We start from the raw sequence: 18,190 nt of genomic DNA on the forward strand, positions 1-18,190 counted from the left end.
TTTTCCATCGTCGCGCCGACTGAAACCCATTGGTATTCGCGCCGTCCCGACGCCTCCCACCCATCAGGAGGCGACCGCCATGGCGAGTGAACTGGAGCTGTTCGGCCTTCTCGTTTTCGGTCACGTGCTGGCGGACTATCCGTTGCAGGGTGACTTTCTCGCCAAGGCAAAAAACCGATACGCGCCGATTGCCGGTGTGCCTTGGTATCAGGCGCTCGGCGCTCACTCGGCCATTCATGCCGGTTTCGTTGGCATCATCACCGGAAGCATGCTTCTCGCGATCTGCGAACTCATCATGCACTACCGGATCGATGACGCCAAATGCGCCGGGAAGATTTCATACAATCAGGATCAAGCTCTGCACATCGCCTGCAAGGCCTGGTGGACCGTGCTTGCCGTATGGGTGTTGAAATGACTGAATTGAAACCGTTTCTCGAAGACATGCTTTCTATGTCCACTGGCCCAGACGGTCGCACATTGCAGATACACTTCTGCCGTCCTGTCACCGCCGATGACCGTAAAGCGCTCATGGATGCCCACAACTTCGCGGCCACCCGCCCCGAGCCTGCAGCTACAGGTACGGGACTGGTGACGGTGGGCGGTGAATACCTCGACGGGCATACGTGGAAACCGATGCCAGCCGGGGTAACTGACTTTGCATTGCGTGGTTTCAAAACCCGTGCACTCTGCGACCGCTCGCAGGCAGATGAGCTATTGGCGTCGGAACGGGAAAAAGCACTTTTCCTTAAAACTGCGATGGAAATTGCTCAAACTCATTGCGGGATGAAAGATAAGACAATCGCCAGTCTCGAAGCCGACAACGCGGCGCTGGCTGCTCGGGTTAAGGAGTTGGACAGCGAGTGCAACGAATTGGTCGCCAAGTGCAACGAAATCATCCGCCAGCGGGATCACGCTTTAAACACTTGCGCACAGATGGAAGAAGACAAGGACGCCCTCGAAGCCAAGCTCGCGGCTGCTGAAAAAGAAGCGGCAGCATGGGAGGCTAATTACAAGGCGCTGGATGCTCAGTATGCCCGCGCCGTGCTGGGAGGGAAGCCGTCATGAAGTGGTTCGCGCTATGGATGAATATCGTCTTTTACCCGCAATATTGCCGTCGTGTGAGCCTTGGCAACGGAAAGTGGAAGTGGGAGCCTTTGCCATGACCCTCATTGACAGACTATCCAAGCTGGAAGGGCCTGATTGGGAAATAAGCTGCGAGGTTCTTTCATCTCTTATTTCCATTGACGATCCTGACGCGAAAGATTTTTACGGGTCAGGTCAGGATTACACGGCCTCTGTAGACGCGGCAATCGCGCTGGCTGAGCGACTTTTCCCCGGCACGGAATATGAGTTCACCAATCTGTACAACATCGTTCGCGTGACAATCGAGATGAACGGCGAGTACGGAGGCTTTCACGGCGAGCATGTCAATTCGCTACCGATTGCAATCTGCATCGCCATCTTGCGCGCAAAGGAGGCCAGCAAGCCATGATCAATGAAATCCGCTGGCAGCTTTTCAAAGCCCTATCGTGGATAGGCTGGAAGGTCTGCCCCGAACCACACCGGACGCGCTTGCAGCAAGTCACTCCCACTTGGAAACAGTATGAGGCCAGCCATGCCGAGTAAGGAAATCACGAACGCCGCGAAAGCCATTTATGAAAGCCGTAATGGTGCAGGGCGCACTCCGTGGTCGCAATTGCCGTGGTCGCATAAGGTACCGTACTTGGACGATGCAGAGGCGGCGAGAAAATCTTTCCTAACCGCTCTACAGGAGCCAACTGAGGCTATGGTTTGCGCAGTCGATCACGACGATTGCGCCACACCAGACAACGCACAGCGCGCTTGGCGAAAGATGCTCGCCGCCAGCCCACTTGGGGAGCAGAGCGAATGAAGCTGACGGAAGAAGATCGCAAGTTCCTGTCATGCCTCAAATCGGATGGAGGGCCTACGGGGTCTTGGAGCATCCCGACCGCCACGCGCGCACAGGACCGCGCCCGCACTAGAGCCAAAAAATACGGATGGGCTGTTTTCGACCGCAAGGCATGGGCGTGGCGCATCACCGACGCCGGTCGCCAAGCCCTGAAAGGCGGGGAGTAGATGCGTATCACCGATCTTGAGAAGTTTGCGCTTGAGCAGATTTGGCGACCTTACCAGAGCACGGTTGGCTATGAGAAAAGGCTTGAGCGTCTGCCCGTCTCGCTGGAAAGCACCGCCGAAAGTCTGAAACAAGATACCGAATGGACCCGCTGTGTTCTTGACCGTTTGCGAGGCATGAACCGGCACAGGCGCATTACCTTCCCCTCATATATTCAGCATCCGCTTGTCGATTTGGTTCGCGCCGCAATGCGGGAAAGGGAGTGAGGATGTCAGCATCAGGGAGTTCTACTTTTCAACGTCAACCAAGGGCGGGCACCGGAGGCTTTGAGAGGTAAATACGATGAGTGCAGTACAGAAGCGCATTGCAGACCTAGACGAAGATGAACTGATCTCGCTTGCAGATGCAGTAGAGATATTCTTTTCTGGGCGGCTGACGAAATCGTCTTTGCGGACAGAAGCGGCGAAGGGAAACCTAGAAATCATCCGCATCGCAAACAAGGATTTCGTGACGCGTAACGGCATAAGAAGGATGATTGAAAGATGTCGCGTAAGAGAAGCCCCGCAAGGCTCTGGTTCCGATCAGACACCGGGACTTGGTTCATTAAAGACGGAGAAAAGCGTATCAGCACAGGATGCGCTAAGGATGAGACTGAACGGGCAGAACAAGTTCTCCGCGAATACGTCACGTCCAAATATGAGCCAGTCAGGGGAGGTTCTTCGGCTGCAATCACGATAGGTGATGTCTTGCTGGTCTACCTCGATGAGAAGGCCAGCCGCACTTCAAGGCCAAGGGAAACAGAAGCAGCCGTCAACAGGCTGAATGACTTCTTCGGTGCGGATGCAATCAATGAAATACGCGGCAAGAGATGCAGAGAGTTTGCCGATCATAGGAACACAGAGAGCGGCGCGAGGCGGGATTTGGAAGTCCTGCGCGCCGCTATAAATCATTATCACAAGGAATACGGGTTGGATGTCGTACCGGCGGTAACATTGCCAGACAAGAGCCTGCCGAGGGAAAGATGGCTAACCCGGAATGAAGTGGCGGCGCTTATAAAAGCCGCTAGGAAGCTCCAAAAGTGCGATCACATAATCCGGCTTGTTCTTATCGGCACATATACCGGAACGCGCCTGTCGCCCATTCTGGGGCTGCAATGGATGCCAAATACTACAGGCGGATATGTTGATCTGGATAAAGGGGTCATCTACCGCAAAGCCATGGGGGAGCGGGTAGCTCATAACAAGCGCAAGCCACCGGCAAAGATACCACCGCGCTTGTTGCGGTTCCTTCGTTACTGGAAGGCGCAGGACGAAGCATGGAGTGCCGAGCAGGCAAAGACTGTCAGCTTGCGCCATATCGTGCATTTCAACGGGGAGAAGATAACCAAGCCACATAAGGCATTCCGCTCGGTGCGGGCTGAGGCTGGTTTAGGGGAAGATGTCACACCGCATGTCTTGCGCCACACAAGGGCGACTTGGCTTGCTCAGGCTGGTGTAGATGCCCACCAGGCAGCAGCGTCTTTGGGTATGACAGTGGAAGAGTTCGAAAGGACTTATTCGCATGTATCGCCGCTATTCCAGAAGGATGCGGCCAATGCGTTCTGACCAATAAATGAGCCTTTCGGTCCGTAATCGGTCCGTGGCGCGAATTAGTAAAATATACAAGAAAATCAGTAAATCGGGAATTGTCCAAGTCTATCAATGACTTGAAAGATGGTCGGAGTGAGAGGATTTGAACCTCCGACCCCCTCGTCCCGAACGAGGTGCGCTACCAGGCTGCGCTACACTCCGAACCAGTTGGTCGCAACCAGACGGTGCGACCGTTGAGGCGGCTTATAACGCTGCATTTTTGATGCCGCAAGAGCATGACGCAGTTTTTTTGCGGTCACAATCGCGACCGCTCATAAATGTCACAGGATCAAAGCGCTTCGGCTGGAAAGACGGGCGTAAAGCCTGCGCCATAGGCGACGAAATGCGGATTGGCGAAGCCCTTCACCCCCTGCCCGGCGCGCTGTCCATAGACAAACGGCTTGCCGTCGATGGTGGCGGTCATGCCGCCTGCGGCTCGCAGCACCGCATCGCCGGCCGCCGTATCCCATTCCATCGTCGGCGCAAAACGCGGATAGATATCCGCCTCACCGCGCGCGATCAGGCAAAACTTCAAGGACGAACCGACCGAGACATGGCCGGAAATCTGGTTCGCCTGCAGAAAGCGTTCGGTTTCAGGCGTGTTGTGCGAACGGCTGCACACGGCAATGCGTTGCGCGGCAGCCTCCCTTGCCCGGATTGCACGGCGGCGGACAATCTTGTGATCCGCAGTCGTTTCCGCTTCCTCGGCACGGTTGCCCGCACCCGAAAATAGCAGATTACGGGCCGGAGCGTAGACAATGCCCGCGACCGGCACACCATCTTCGATCAGGCCGATATTGACGGTAAAATCGCCATTGCGCAGCAGAAATTCCCGCGTGCCGTCCAGAGGATCAACGAGCAGAAAGCGCCGTCCGAGATGGGTCGGAAGACGACCGGCGGACACCTCTTCCTCGGCCACGACCGGGATATCGGGTGCTACCGACGACAATGCCGCGAGGATGATCGCCTCGGCGGCACGGTCTGCCTCGGTGACAGGCGATTCATCCTTTTTGCGCTCGACGGCGCAGCCATCGACATAGTGCTTCATGATGACCCGGCCAGCCTCAAGCACGGCCTCTTCAAAAACGGCGAGCAAGGCTGCGCCGTTGGGGTCTGCTTTGGGAGAGGCTGGAATGTTCATCGCTCAGATCGACCAGGAATCGCTACCATAACTGCCGATGACACCACGTTCGGCCAGATACTTTTCTACTTCCGCGACCAGTTCGTCAACATTGCGCCCCGTCGTATCGAGACGCAATTCTGGCGAAACCGGCGCTTCGTAAGGCGAATCGATGCCCGTAAAGGACTTGATTTCACCGCGCAGCGCTTGCGCATAGAGGCCTTTCGGGTCGCGCGCAATGCATTCCTCAATTGGCGTATCGACGAAGATTTCGATGAATTCCCCTTCCGGCACTCGCGCACGCACAGTGTCGCGCTCGGATCGGAACGGAGAAATGAACGAAACCAGCGTGATCAGCCCGGCATCCGCCATCAGCCGCGCCACTTCGCCGACGCGGCGGATATTTTCCGCCCGGTCCGCATCGGAAAAGCCGAGATCGCTGTTAAGACCATGGCGGACATTGTCGCCATCCAGCAGATAAGTGTGCTTGCCGAGCGCATGAAGACGCTGTTCCAGCCGGTTGGCGATGGTTGACTTGCCCGAACCGGAAAGGCCGGTAAACCAGAGCACCGCCGGCTTCTGGAATTTCTGTGCGGCCCGTGCCTTGCTGTCGAGGTCGAAAGCCTGCAAATGCACATTGGTCGCCTGGCGAAGCGCGCTGTCGATCATGCCCGCGCCAACAGTCGCATTGGACACACGGTCGATCAGCACGAAAGCGCCGGTAACGCGGTTATCGGCATAAGGATCGAGCACAATCGGATCCGCCGTCTGGAGATAGCAGAAACCAACCTCGTTGAGATCGAGACGCGCCGCATCCTCGCGCGCAAATGTGTTCACGTCCGTCCGATATTTGATCTCGCTCACCGTCACCGGCGTCTGGTCGGTCTCGGTGCGCAGCAGATAAGAGCGTCCCGGCTGCAAGGCATCTTCGCCGAACCAGACAATATTGGCCGCGAAGCGATCCGCCACGTCCGGCCGCGCTTCTGCGCCAACCAGCATATTCCCGCGCGAAACCTCAATCTCGTCTTCGAGCACCAGCGTGACAGCCTGACCTTCCGAGGCACGAGGCAGATCACCGTCATAGGTGGCGATACGCTTCACGCGCGACTGCTTGCCGGATTTGGCCACGACAACCGTGTCGCCTGCCGCAATAGAGCCGGAAGCTACCGTGCCGGAAAAGCCGCGGAAATCCAGATTGGGCCGGTTCACATATTGCACCGGGAAACGGAACGGTTTGGCTGCGGCTTCCGTATCGATGCGCACAGTTTCCAGATGTTCGAGCAGATGCGGCCCCTGATACCAGCCGATGCGCGGCGACAGGCTGGTGACATTGTCGCCATAGCGCGCCGAAAGCGGGATCGGCTGGATGCTGGCAAAACCAAGGTCTTTGGCGAAGCTTATATAATCGGCAACGATACGGTCGAACGCTTCTTGCGAGAAATCGACGAGGTCGATCTTGTTCACCGCCAGCACAATATGGCGAATGCCAAGCAGCGAAGCGATGAAGGAATGACGGCGCGTCTGCGTCAGTACGCCCTGCCGCGCATCGATCAGCACCACCGCCAGATCGGCGGTCGAAGCGCCCGTCGCCATATTGCGCGTATATTGCGCATGGCCAGGCGTATCGGCGACGATGAACTTGCGGCGCGGTGTCGAAAAGAACCGATAGGCGACATCGATGGTGATGCCCTGCTCGCGCTCGGCTTCCAGACCGTCAACCAGCAGTGCAAAGTCGAAATCATCATCCGTCGTGCCGAACTTGCGGCTGTCATTCTTGAGCGCGGCAAGCTGGTCTTCGAAAATCAGCTTTGTGTCATAGAGCAGACGCCCAATCAGCGTCGACTTGCCGTCATCGACGGAGCCGCAGGTGAGAAAACGCAACAGCGTCTTGCGTTCCTGATCGGCCAGAAACTCGGTCACGGCTGCGCTGGTTACGGAAGGCTGGCCCAAAGGCTTTATCGCGGCGTTCATTAGAAATAGCCCTCGCGCTTCTTCTTTTCCATGGAACCGGCTTCATCGCGGTCGATGGCACGGCCCTGACGTTCCGACGTACGGGCGATCAGCATTTCCTCGACAATATCCGAGAGGCTTGAGGCGCTGGATTCAATCGCGCCAGTCAGGGGGTAGCAGCCGAGCGTGCGGAAACGGACAAGCCGGTCTTCCACCTTTTCACCATTCCGCAGCTTCATGCGGTCATCATCGACCATGATCAGCATGCCGTCGCGCTCCACCACCGGGCGGCGAGCGGCGAAATAGAGCGGCACGATGGGAATATTTTCCTGCAAAATATACTGCCAGATGTCGAGTTCGGTCCAGTTCGACAGTGGAAAGACGCGGATCGATTCACCGGCTGCAACGCGCGTGTTGTAGACCTTCCACATTTCGGGACGCTGGTTCTTCGGGTCCCAGCCGTGCTGCGCATTGCGGAACGAGAAAATGCGCTCCTTGGCGCGGGATTTTTCCTCATCGCGACGCGCGCCGCCAAAAGCTGCATCGAATTTGTACTTGTCGAGTGCCTGCCGCAGACCGACCGTCTTCATCACATGGGTATGGACATTCGAACCATGGCTGAAAGGGCCGACGCCATCGCGCACGCCATCTTCATTGATATGCACCAGAAGCTCGAAGCCCTTTTCGCGCGCCTGCGCATCGCGAAACTCGATCATCTCGCGGAACTTCCAGGTCGTATCGACATGCAGAAAGGGAAATGGCGGTGGTGCTGGATAAAACGCCTTCATCGCCAGATGCATCATGACCGACGAATCCTTGCCCACCGAATAGAGCATGACGGGATTGGAAAAGGTTGCGGCGACTTCGCGAAAAATATGGATCGCTTCTGCTTCGAGACGCTGCAGATGCGTCAGGTTCTTGGTCAGGGATGCATGATGCACGACATTTACTCCCGGAAACCGGATAGAGACGAGAAAGCAGGATTACGGTTCTGACGGAGCGAAATCGGCACCCTGATTAAGTTGGCCGCATTGTCGTGAAAAGCAACCCAAAAGTGAAAGAACGCTTTCGCGTATTCCGATGAACCTGCGCGAAAAACTTGCAGTCTTGACCACAAGGCGGGAACAAACTTGCGCAGCCGGCAAAAAGCGAAATTTCGCTTAAATGGCGGAAAATCCTACTAAATTTGTGATATTTAGCGCTTTTGGAGATCAAAAGCCGGATAAATTCTTGCTCAAAAAGGCGAAGCCTCACGGGCATCTGATGATGCGCGGGACGGACAGGCGCTCATTTTGAGAGGGAGATTTTGAAAGCACCCAACGGGCCAAACCGCCGTGGGGCCTAGAATGGATCAGAGCAGGCCGAAGGTGCGTGCCTTCGCAACAGCCTGAACCTTGTTCACGGCAACAAGCTTTGTCAGCACATTGCTGATGTGAAAATTCACGGTACGCGTCGAAATATTGAGGATCGCCCCGATAATCTCGGCAGTCTTCCCTTCACTCGTCCAACGCAGGATTTCACGCTCACGCGCCGTCAGGCAGACTTCGCTGGCGCAATTCATACGCGGCACATTGACCAGTGTGAACATCGACAGATGCAGAAGATTGGTCACCATCTGCAACTGACGCCGCAGTGCGGTAACCTCGGCTGCGGTCAGCGGCTGGCCGCTGCGCAGGAATGTCAGCATTCCAAACACGCCCTGTGCAGCCCAGCACGGCTGCGAAATACCCACCTTCAGTCCATAGCTTTGCAGATCGGCCCATAATTGCGGCGTGTCGGCAAAGAGCTTCGGCGACCAGACCAGCGGGTCGATGCTGTGCAGACCAAGCCGGACCAGCGGGTCGACCTCCACATATTTCTTGGCGGCATAAAGTTCGGTCCAGCCTTTCGGCATGTCCTCGTAACGCACCCATTTGACCGCCCCATTCAAGGACGGAACCGACATGACATATGAAACATGGTCAAAGCCGATTTCGCGGGCATATTTTTTCACATATTCAAACAGTTTGTCCGCATTATCCGCAGACTGCATGGCATCGCATAACAATTCCCATTTCATTGCTGCCATCCTAATAATGTTTTCAATAACTTACGCACAATACAACTTTTACGCTCATAAAATTTCGAACGCACAGCCTTAAATAGCATTTTCCTGTAAGTCTCTCCAGAAAGATTGCTTTCAAAAAAGCTGGAACCTTTTGAAAAACAGTCGTTTTTAAACAGGTCTAACGGGGGCGCCGGGAAAGTGTCTAAAATAAAAAGGGCCCCGCATCGCAGGGCCCTCTTCTTTTGGTTGTAACAGTCGCTGTGACTATGCAGCTTCTTCGGCAACATCGCCGGGAATATAATTGAGGATCGGTGCAAGCCAGCGCTCGACGTCGCGAACGCTCATGCCCTTGCGGCTCGCATAATCCTCGACCTGATCGCGCTCCACCTTGGCGACACCGAAATAATAGCTTTCCGGATGGCCGATATAGAGGCCCGAAACCGACGAGCCCGGCCACATGGCGTAGCTTTCGGTCAGTTCCACACCGGTCTCAGCCGTGGCATCAAGCAGACGGAACAGCGTGGTCTTTTCGGTATGGTCTGGTTGGGACGGATAACCCGGGGCCGGACGAATACCCTGATAAGGCTCGCCGATCAGTTCTTCCGGCGTATAGGTTTCATCTTGCGCATAGGCCCAGAATTCGCGGCGCACGCGCTCATGCATCAGTTCTGCAAAGGCTTCGGCAAAACGGTCGGCCAGCGCCTTCACCAGAATGGCGGAGTAATCATCATTGGCACGCTCGAAACGCTCGGCAATGGCCACCTCGCCAATGCCTGCCGTAACGACGAAGCCGCCGACATAATCCTGCTTTCCGCTTTCGACCGGCGCCACAAAGTCGGACATGGCGACATTCGGACGGCCATCGCGCTTGCTAAGCTGCTGGCGCAAGGTGAAGAAGGTCGCAAGTTCCTCCTTCCGGCTCTCGTCGGTGAACAGCCGGATATCGTCGCCCACCGCATTGGCTGGCCAGAAACCGACCACGGCTTTCGGCGTGAACCATTTTTCGTCGATGATCTTCCTGAGCATGGCCTGCGCGTCGGACCAGAGCTGGCGTGCGGCCTCGCCCTGCTTTTCGTCCTCAAGGATCGCCGGATAACGCCCTTTCATCTCCCAGGTCTGGAAGAACGGCGTCCAGTCGATATAGCGCGCGATTTCGGCCAGATCGTAATCGTCGAAGGTCTTCGTGCCGGTGAAGGTCGGCTTTACCGGAGCAAAGCTGTCCCAGTCGAGCTTGTGCGCATTGGCGCGGGCACGCGCTATCGGCAGGCGCTGCTTTTCCGCTTCGCTGCGCGCATGAGCGGCGGCGACCTTCGCATATTCATCGCGAACGCCACTGACATAATCGCCCTTGGCTTCCGGCGACAGCAGGCTGGATACAACACCGACCGCACGGCTGGCATCGATGACATAGACTGCCTGACCGCGCTCGTAACGCGGATGAATTTTCACCGCCGTATGGACACGGCTGGTCGTCGCCCCGCCGATCAAAAGCGGAATGTCGAAACCTTCGCGTTCCATCTCCGCCGCCACATGCGCCATTTCGTCGAGCGACGGGGTGATGAGGCCGGACAGACCAATGACATCGACCTTCTCGTCACGGGCGACTTGCAGAATCTTCTGCGAAGGCACCATGACGCCGAGATCGATGATCTCGTAATTGTTGCAGGCCAGCACGACACCGACAATATTCTTGCCGATATCGTGCACGTCGCCCTTCACGGTTGCCATCAGCACCTTGCCGGCGCTCTGGCGTTCTTCGCCGCCATTGAGGCGCTTTTCCTCTTCCATGTAAGGCAGGAGAACGGCCACGGCCTGCTTCATCACGCGGGCAGACTTGACCACCTGCGGCAGGAACATCTTGCCCGCTCCGAACAGATCGCCAACCACGTTCATGCCAGCCATCAGCGGGCCTTCGATAACGTGAAGCGCCCGCTCGGCAGATTGGCGCGCCTCTTCCGTATCGGCTTCGATATATTCGGTAATACCGTTGACCAGCGCATGGGCAAGGCGCTTTTCCACCGGCCATTCGCGCCAGGCGAGATCCTGCGCCTTGGCTTCCTTCGAACCGGAATCGCGGAAACACTCGGCAATTTCCAGCAGGCGTTCGGTCGCATCCGAACGGCGGTTCAGCACCACATCTTCGCAGGCCTCGCGCAGTTCCGGATCGATGGCATCATAAACCGCCAGCTGACCAGCATTGACGATGCCCATATCCATGCCCGCCTGAATGGCGTGATAGAGGAACACGGCATGCATCGCCTCGCGCACCGGCTCATTGCCGCGGAACGAGAATGACAGGTTCGACACGCCGCCCGAGACATGGACATGCGGCAAGGTCGTCATGATCTGCCGGGTCGCTTCGATGAAGTCGACACCGTAATTATTGTGCTCATCGATACCCGTCGCTACCGCGAAAATATTCGGATCGAAGATGATGTCTTCCGGCGGGAAACCGACCTGCTCGGTCAGGATCTTGTAGGCACGGGTACAGATTTCGATCTTGCGCGCTTCGGTATCGGCCTGTCCGGTTTCATCAAACGCCATGACCACGACCGCCGCACCATAGGCGCGCACGAGCTTGGCGTGATGAATGAAGGCTGCCTCGCCTTCCTTCATCGAGATGGAGTTAACCACCGGCTTGCCCTGAACGCATTTCAGGCCAGCCTCGATGACTTCCCATTTGGAGCTGTCGATCATGATCGGTACGCGGGCGATATCCGGCTCGGCAGCGATCAGATTGAGGAATTCGACCATCGCCTTTTCGGAATCGATCAGGCCTTCATCCATATTGATGTCGATGATCTGGGCGCCATTGGCCACCTGATCGCGTGCCACATCAAGGGCAGCGGCAAAATCACCGGCCTTGATCAGCTTGCGGAAGCGGGCGGAGCCGGTCACGTTGGTGCGCTCGCCGACATTAACGAAGGGAATGTCCTCGGTCAGCGTGAAAGGCTCAAGGCCGGAAAGACGCATCAGCGGCGCGACCTTGGCAGGCTTGCGCGGCGGGTGTTTCGCAACAGCCTCGGCAATGGCGCGGATATGTTCCGGCGTCGAGCCACAGCAGCCGCCGACCACATTGACCATGCCGTCGCGGGCAAAGCCCTCGATCTGGGCGGCCATCGCTTCCGGCGTTTCGTCATACTGGCCAAACTCGTTCGGCAGACCGGCATTCGGATAGGCGCAGATGAATGTGTCGGCGATATTCGACAATTCATCCAAATGAGCGCGCATGGCATTGGCGCCCAGCGCGCAGTTCAGGCCAATGGTGAACGGCTTGGCGTGACGCAGCGAATGCCAGAATGCCGTTGGCGTCTGGCCGGACAGGGTGCGGCCGGAAAGATCGGTGATCGTGCCGGAAATCATCACCGGCAGGAAAATGCCCTTCTCTTCGAACACTTGCTCCGAAGCGAATACGGCAGCCTTTGCATTCAGCGTGTCGAAGATGGTTTCGATCAGGATGATGTCGGAACCGCCATCGATCAGGCCCCGGATCTGCTCGGCATAGGCGATGCGCAGATCGTCAAAGGTGACCGCACGGAAGCCGGGATTATTGACATCCGGCGACAGCGAGGCGGTGCGGTTTGTCGGTCCAAGCGCTCCGGCAACGAAGCGGCGGCGACCGTCCTTCTGCTCGGCGCGCAAGGCCGCGCGACGCGCAAGGCGCGCACCGTCGCGGTTCAGTTCGTAGACCTGCTCTTCCATGCCGTAATCGGCCTGGGCAATCGTCGTGGACGAAAATGTATTGGTTTCGAGAATATCCGCGCCCGCAATGGCGTAGGCGTAATGGATTTCTTCGATAGCCTTGGGCTGGGTCAGTGTCAGAAGGTCATTATTGCCCTGAAGCTGGCAATCACAAGCGCCGAAACGCTCGCCGCGAAAATGCTCTTCATGGAAGCCAAGACCCTGAATCTGCGTTCCCATCGCGCCATCGAGGATCAAAATCCGCTCGCGCGCTGCTTTCGTCAGCGCGGCCAGCACCTCCGAACCATCCGGCTTTGCAGCCGTTGCACCGAAGAGATCGTCGAGAGAAGACGCCATGAGAGTACCGCCTGTATTCTGATATGCATAATCGCAGAAGGTCGCTTAATGACATAAACATATCTTTATGTCAATTATTGATCGGCTTTTGCAACACGATATGTGCACCCAAGAAAGAGGCCCCAAGACAATGCGCCCAACCCGGACACACCTCACCGATCTGTTGCCGGGAAGAAGAAAACGTGACCGCCCAAAGCCACTGCTCCGCCACAATGGACGAGCAAAAATATCCGCACGGATGATTTGCTTTTATTAGGAGCGACCTATGAAAAGGTTCGGTTATTCCCTGTTTGCCGCATGTCTGTCGCTTGGCATGGGGCTTTCAGCCGTGGCCGGGACGGCCAATGCAGCGCAGCCCTCGCTGATGGCGGCACCGGCTGCTGCGTCGGCACAGACCTCAACCCCCAATGTGCAGACCGTGCAATATTACGATTATCGCGGCGACCGCCGTTATTGGCGCTATGACCGACCGCGTTACAGGCCCTATTATCGATATGATCGACGTTACTGGGGACCGGGACCGGTTTATCGTCACCGTCCGGCGCCAGTCTATCGCGGCGGCAATCCGCATGTTCGCTGGTGCTACAACCGTTACCGGTCCTATCGCGCCTATGACAACACCTTCCAGCCCAATTACGGGCCGCGCCGCCAGTGCTATTCGCCTTATCTGTAAGGCCGCAACCAACGAAGAAAGCCCCGCAATGCGGGGCTTTTCTCTGAACTGTCTTCGAATATTTATCGCCACTCAGGTGACATAAGCGCCGATGGAAGCCGCGACCAGCCCGATTGCAACGGCAATCATCACGCCATAAACGCGCGGCTTGTCGAAAAGAACAGCGAAAGCTGAAAACCAGCCGACAACCGCCGCACCGAGCGCGAAGAGAAAACCCGGCTTGTCGCCATGATAAAGGTTTGCCGCCATCAACCCGCCGATGATCAGCGCGCCGAAAACGATCATTAACCCCGTGGCATAACGCTCATAATCGTCCATTTAAATTCCTCGGTTCCGATCTCGCGAAAACTGCGACGGAAACTTATATCGACCCGTTTGGCCATTTAAGGGCATGGAATCTCTCACGCCGCCATCCTGACCTTCTCGCTCACACAATCATTATTCGTGGCGTTCTTCAACCATTTCGCAGCGCCATTCGCTGCAAATGTTACAAGTTATCGTTTGTGATCGCCGTTCGGTCGTAAAATCCGTGTTATATTGATGCGTATGGAACCATCTGGAATCACCATTTTTGAAACACCTATCGGCGCGTGCGGCATTGCCTGGCGCGGCGCAAAAGTCATTGGTGTCGAAATCGGCGATACAGACGAGACGGAAACCCGCTACCGTCTTGGTGAGCGGGTGGGCGAACAGTTTCCCGAAGCGCAGGCCGATGTGCCAACCTTTGTGACGCAAGCCATTGAAAAAGTGCGTGTGCTTCTCGACGGCGGATCACCGGATTTTTCGCAAACACCGCTGGCATTCGAATCCCTGCCCGACCTTAACCGACAGGTTTACGAGATCATTCTCGAATTGAAGGCCGGTGAAACCACCACCTATGGTGCGATTGCGAGACGGCTTGGCGATGTCAGCCTGTCACAGGCGGTTGGCTATGCGCTGGGCAAAAACCCGTTTCCGATCATCGTGCCCTGCCACCGGGTTCTCGGTTCCAACGGCAAGGTCGGCGGGTTTTCGGCGGCTGGCGGCACGGCGACCAAACTGAAGCTTCTCAATATCGAGCGCGCCAAAATCTCCAGCGAGCCCGACCTGTTTGGCGGCCTGCCGCTTCAGGAGCGACCGCAAGCGGAGTGGTAACTACCGCTTGTCAGTAACCACGTCAGCAGAGAAGCGCAATTCGCGCATCGGGCGCACCAGTTGCGTCGTCGCATCGTAGGTCGGATGTTTCTTGAAAGCGAAAAGCGCTTCTTCATCCTTGAACTCGGCATAGACCACAAGATCGATGCGGTCGCACATCGGATCGACCCTGGAATTCGGCAGAACTTCGAACACATCGGAATAGGGGATGGTGGCAAGCTGCTCCAGCCCTTTCCTGACCGTCTCGATATCCTGACCTTGCTTGACGCTGAAGAAAACAATGTGCCGGATCACGCCTCAACTCCCTGTAAGTGACAAGGCGTATCTAGCGCATCAAGACAGCCAAAAGAATGGCAAATAGTTGCCGGTCGCCACGCGCCCAATTTCGTTCCTGAGCTGGCGAAAATGGTGGCTTTCGAGAACCGGAGCGCAATGTACTTCCAGCATAGTACCGAAAAGTTGCAGACTTTTTGGGATTATTCGCAAAAAAGTGCCATTTGCAGACGCTCAGGGGTGAAATTCAGCCCGCTTTCACGCGACGCCAGGCAAACCCGCCTGCTTCCGGCACGGAGCCGCGCCCCGGCTGGTAGTAACCGGGCGTGTCGACCAGACGGTTTTCGCCAAGACGGCTCTGGGCAACCTTGTTCGTCACCTGAAGGCTGTCGAAGCCGGTGCGCAGCATCAACGCAGCCTGATCGATCAGCACGTCACCAACGGCGCGCAATTCGCCAGCAAAACCTTCGCGGCGCAAAATCTCGGCCTTGGAATAGGAGCGACCGTCATTGAAAGCCGGGAACTGCAAGGCGATCAGTGGCAGGCTGCCAAGATCATCCAGCAGCGGTTCAATGGCTTCGCCCGGCGCAACCGAAATGCCGATCCGGCGATTGGAGGCACGGCGGCGCTCTTCCTCCAGTCCAAGCCAGACGGCAAGCGGAATGATGACAGCCGGAGCGTCGCCCGCCGTTTCAAGATCGTCGGCAAAGACATAATCGTCTTCGCGAAAGCCATCGGCAGACCAGAGTTTGGTTTCGTTGATATCGCTCATTTCCGGTCACCTGCTCCCAAATTCTTCAAGCTGTCGGACAGACCCGACAGGTGGATGCCGCATTCTGTTTTTTCCGATCCCGCCCAGCGTCCGGCACGCTGGTCTTCGCCGTCGTTCACGGGCCGCGTGCAAGGCATGCAACCGATGGAACGGTAGCCCTGCGCGGTCAGGGGATGCGGCGGCAGATCATGCTTTTCGGCATAGGCTTTGAGATCGGCTGCCTGCAAACGCGCCAGCGGATTGATACGAATACGGGGGCCGACCGATTCAAATACCGGCAGGCTTTCGCGCGTCGATGCCTGAAACTGCTTGCGGCCCGTCATCCAGGCCCGATAAGGGGCCACAGCGCGCGCCATCGGCTCCACCTTGCGGATGAAGCAGCAGCGATCCTTGTCGGTCATCGACAGCGCGCCGAACGGATCGTCCGCCTTGAGGCTATCCTCAAGCGGCAGGATATCCTGCACATCGGTCAAACCCAGCCGGTCCACCAGATCATGACGATAATCGAGCGTCGCCCGAAAGTGCTTTCCCGTATCGAGAAACAGAACCGGCGTCGCCGGGTCGATTTCCGAGATCATGTGCAGGAGCACTGCCGATTCCGCCCCGAAGGAAGACACGACCGCGATCTGCCCCTCATAGAGTTCGCGCGTGACAAGCGCGATCACTTCCTGCGGGGTAGACGCACCGTGGCTGGCCTCCAGAAGGCGGGCTTCGGCGCTGGCACTTTCTTCAGCATCAAGCTGCACGGCTTATTTCTCCATAAAGCGCGCGTTTGAACGGCTCCATGCCAACGCGGCGATAGGCGGCGAGGAAGGTTTCCTCCGGGCTTTCACGCAGGGACAGATAGGTGTCCACCACCGTTTCGATGGCATCCACCACCTCTTCCGACGAGAAACCGCGACCGGTGATTTCACCAATGGTCGAATGCTCGTCCGCCGAACCGCCAAGCGTGATCTGATAGAGTTCCTCACCCTTCTTCTCAACGCCCAGAATGCCGATATGGCCGACATGGTGATGGCCGCAGGCATTGATGCAGCCGGAAATCTTGATCTTGAGATCGCCGATTTCAAGCTGGCGCTGCTGGTCGCCGAAGCGTTCGGAAATGCGCTGCGCCACCGGAATGGAGCGCGCATTGGCAAGGGCGCAATAGTCAAGACCCGGGCAAGCGATGATGTCGGTGATGAGACCGGCATTCGGCGTCACCAGACCATCCGATTGCAGCAGATCATAAACCGCTGCGAGATCGGCCTTGGCCACATGCGGCAGAACCAGATTCTGCTCGTGGCTGACACGGATTTCATCGAAGGAATAGGTTTCGGCAATGTCCGCCACCAGTTCCATCTGCTCTGCGCTTGCGTCGCCAGGAATACCGCCGATGGGCTTCAGCGAAATGGTGACGACCGCATAATCCGGGTTCTTGTGCGGCGTGACATTGCGCGCCACCCAGCTTGCAAATTCCGCATCGGCCTTCTGGGTAACCGCCAGCACTTCCCAGCCTTCCGGCCGTTGCGGCAGGTTCGGCATGCGGAAATAGCTTTCGATGGCGTCGATATCGCGCTGCGGCAGCTTCAGCTCACTGTCACGAATATCTTCCCATTCGGCATCGATCTCGCGGGTCAGTTCTTCGACGCCCGTTTCATGGACGAGAATCTTGATGCGCGCCTTATACTTGTTGTCGCGACGGCCATGCAGATTATAGACGCGCACGATGGCCGTCACATAGGTCAGCATGTCCTCGAGGGGCAGGAAGTCGCGAATCTTCTTCGCCACCATCGGCGTGCGGCCCTGACCGCCGCCAATATAGACGGCCAGTCCCAGATCGCCTGCCTCGTTCTTCTTCAGCTGCAAGCCGATATCATGCACCTGAATGGCGGCGCGGTCATGATCCGAGCCGACAATGGCGATCTTGAACTTGCGCGGCAGATAGGAAAATTCCGGATGCAGCGACGACCACTGGCGCAAAATTTCTGCAAACGGACGCGGATCAGCCACTTCGTCGGCGGCAGCGCCTGCGAAATGATCGGCGGTCACATTGCGAATGCAATTGCCGGAGGTCTGGATGGCGTGCATCTCGACTTCCGCCAGCTCTTCCAGAATGCGCGGCACGTCCTTCAGGGCGGGCCAGTTATACTGGATGTTCTGGCGCGTGGTGAAATGGCCGAAGCCGCGATCATAGTCGCGTGCAATCGATCCAAGCCTGCGCAGCTGGCGGCTCGACAGCGTGCCATAGGGGATGGCCACGCGCAGCATATAGGCGTGCAATTGCAGATAGAGACCATTCATCAGACGCAGCGGCTTGAACTGGTCTTCGGTCAGCTCGCCAGTCAGGCGGCGCTCGACCTGATCCTTGAACTGGGCGACACGGGCCGCAACAAAATCGCGGTCGAATTCATCATAACGATACATAGTCTAAATCCGGGTTCAGAGCATTTCCAGCAAAAGTGGGAACCGGTTTTGCGT

At 57.0% G+C, this 18,190-nt stretch carries 19 protein-coding genes and 1 tRNA gene; 9 read left to right on the plus strand and 11 right to left on the minus strand.

Annotated features, from left to right (window positions below; translation table 11 throughout):
- The 7 genes from FGI60_RS02805 to FGI60_RS02830 all read left to right on the plus strand — a co-directional run.
- Nucleotides 1-415, plus strand: a 415-nt coding sequence (locus FGI60_RS02805) for a DUF3307 domain-containing protein (RefSeq protein ID WP_235889726.1), incomplete at its 5' end; no start/stop codon positions are given.
- A complete protein-coding gene (locus tag FGI60_RS02810; protein WP_138783871.1) occupies nucleotides 412-1,065 on the plus strand; it encodes a hypothetical protein in 654 nt (217 codons plus the stop codon). The genes FGI60_RS02805 and FGI60_RS02810, both read left to right, overlap by 4 nt.
- Nucleotides 1,066-1,159: 94 nt before the next feature.
- Nucleotides 1,160-1,492, plus strand: coding sequence for a hypothetical protein (locus tag FGI60_RS02815; RefSeq protein WP_138783872.1), 333 nt, complete (start codon nucleotides 1,160-1,162; stop codon nucleotides 1,490-1,492).
- 395 nt (nucleotides 1,493-1,887) lie between these two features.
- Complete coding sequence (locus FGI60_RS26215; RefSeq protein WP_210238408.1) at nucleotides 1,888-2,097, plus strand: hypothetical protein; 210 nt, start codon at nucleotides 1,888-1,890, stop codon at nucleotides 2,095-2,097.
- Nucleotides 2,098-2,361: a hypothetical protein gene (locus FGI60_RS02820; RefSeq protein WP_138783873.1), complete on the plus strand. Its 264-nt coding sequence runs from the start codon at nucleotides 2,098-2,100 to the stop codon at nucleotides 2,359-2,361.
- 76 nt (nucleotides 2,362-2,437) lie between these two features.
- Nucleotides 2,438-2,833, plus strand: a complete 396-nt coding sequence (locus FGI60_RS26475) for a hypothetical protein (protein ID WP_235889727.1) — start codon at nucleotides 2,438-2,440, stop codon at nucleotides 2,831-2,833.
- Between the two features lie 8 nt (nucleotides 2,834-2,841).
- The gene (locus FGI60_RS02830; protein WP_235889728.1) at nucleotides 2,842-3,699 is read left to right on the plus strand and encodes a tyrosine-type recombinase/integrase; all 858 of its coding nucleotides are present in this window, start codon (nucleotides 2,842-2,844) and stop codon (nucleotides 3,697-3,699) included.
- A 109-nt stretch (nucleotides 3,700-3,808) separates the two neighbouring features.
- On the opposite strand, the gene FGI60_RS02835 is transcribed toward FGI60_RS02830, so the two are convergent.
- From FGI60_RS02835 to metH, 6 genes are all read right to left on the minus strand, one after another.
- A tRNA-Pro gene (locus FGI60_RS02835) sits at nucleotides 3,809-3,885 on the minus strand.
- Nucleotides 3,886-4,012: 127 nt separating this feature from the next.
- A complete protein-coding gene (gene cysQ, locus FGI60_RS02840) occupies nucleotides 4,013-4,864 on the minus strand; it encodes a 3'(2'),5'-bisphosphate nucleotidase CysQ (protein WP_138783875.1) in 852 nt (283 codons plus the stop codon).
- A gap of 3 nt (nucleotides 4,865-4,867) precedes the next feature.
- On the minus strand, nucleotides 4,868-6,814 hold the full coding sequence (gene cysN / locus FGI60_RS02845) for a sulfate adenylyltransferase subunit CysN (protein WP_138783876.1): 1,947 nt from the start codon (nucleotides 6,812-6,814) through the stop codon (nucleotides 4,868-4,870).
- On the minus strand, nucleotides 6,814-7,734 hold the full coding sequence (gene cysD, locus FGI60_RS02850) for a sulfate adenylyltransferase subunit CysD (protein ID WP_138783877.1): 921 nt from the start codon (nucleotides 7,732-7,734) through the stop codon (nucleotides 6,814-6,816). The genes cysN and cysD overlap by 1 nt, the downstream gene beginning before the upstream one ends.
- A 410-nt stretch (nucleotides 7,735-8,144) precedes the next feature.
- Nucleotides 8,145-8,852 carry a LuxR family transcriptional regulator gene (locus tag FGI60_RS02855; RefSeq protein WP_138783878.1) on the minus strand — a complete coding sequence of 236 codons (708 nt, stop codon included), beginning with the start codon at nucleotides 8,850-8,852 and terminating at the stop codon, nucleotides 8,145-8,147.
- 252 nt (nucleotides 8,853-9,104) lie between these two features.
- Nucleotides 9,105-12,878, minus strand: coding sequence for a methionine synthase (gene metH, locus FGI60_RS02860; protein ID WP_138783879.1), 3,774 nt, complete (start codon nucleotides 12,876-12,878; stop codon nucleotides 9,105-9,107).
- Nucleotides 12,879-13,143: 265 nt separating this feature from the next.
- Here metH and FGI60_RS02865 point away from each other — a divergent pair, with 265 nt between their 5' ends.
- Complete coding sequence (locus tag FGI60_RS02865) at nucleotides 13,144-13,551, plus strand: BA14K family protein (RefSeq protein ID WP_138783880.1); 408 nt, start codon at nucleotides 13,144-13,146, stop codon at nucleotides 13,549-13,551.
- Nucleotides 13,552-13,623: 72 nt separating this feature from the next.
- Here the strand turns inward: FGI60_RS02865 and FGI60_RS02870 are convergent, their stop codons facing one another.
- Complete coding sequence (locus tag FGI60_RS02870) at nucleotides 13,624-13,869, minus strand: hypothetical protein (protein WP_006465911.1); 246 nt, start codon at nucleotides 13,867-13,869, stop codon at nucleotides 13,624-13,626.
- Between the two features lie 228 nt (nucleotides 13,870-14,097).
- Here FGI60_RS02870 and FGI60_RS02875 point away from each other — a divergent pair, with 228 nt between their 5' ends.
- Complete coding sequence (locus FGI60_RS02875) at nucleotides 14,098-14,685, plus strand: methylated-DNA--[protein]-cysteine S-methyltransferase (protein ID WP_138784224.1); 588 nt, start codon at nucleotides 14,098-14,100, stop codon at nucleotides 14,683-14,685.
- On the opposite strand, the gene FGI60_RS02880 is transcribed toward FGI60_RS02875, so the two are convergent.
- The 4 genes from FGI60_RS02880 to FGI60_RS02895 all read right to left on the minus strand — a co-directional run bounded on the left by FGI60_RS02880 (nucleotide 14,686) and on the right by FGI60_RS02895 (nucleotide 18,136).
- Complete coding sequence (locus FGI60_RS02880) at nucleotides 14,686-14,979, minus strand: Dabb family protein (protein ID WP_138783881.1); 294 nt, start codon at nucleotides 14,977-14,979, stop codon at nucleotides 14,686-14,688. It lies immediately after the preceding gene.
- Between the two features lie 226 nt (nucleotides 14,980-15,205).
- A complete protein-coding gene (locus tag FGI60_RS02885; RefSeq protein WP_138783882.1) occupies nucleotides 15,206-15,730 on the minus strand; it encodes a DUF934 domain-containing protein in 525 nt (174 codons plus the stop codon).
- Nucleotides 15,727-16,476 (minus strand): phosphoadenylyl-sulfate reductase, encoded by a 750-nt coding sequence (locus tag FGI60_RS02890; protein ID WP_138783883.1) that lies wholly within the window; start codon nucleotides 16,474-16,476, stop codon nucleotides 15,727-15,729. The genes FGI60_RS02885 and FGI60_RS02890 overlap by 4 nt, the downstream gene beginning before the upstream one ends.
- Nucleotides 16,466-18,136 (minus strand): nitrite/sulfite reductase, encoded by a 1,671-nt coding sequence (locus FGI60_RS02895; protein ID WP_138783884.1) that lies wholly within the window; start codon nucleotides 18,134-18,136, stop codon nucleotides 16,466-16,468. Before FGI60_RS02895 ends, FGI60_RS02890 begins: the two co-directional genes overlap by 11 nt.
- Nucleotides 18,137-18,190 lie beyond the last annotated feature (54 nt).

Origin of the sequence: Brucella haematophila, from assembly GCF_005938105.1 — a bacterium.
GTDB classification, from domain to species: domain Bacteria; phylum Pseudomonadota; class Alphaproteobacteria; order Rhizobiales; family Rhizobiaceae; genus Brucella; species Brucella haematophila.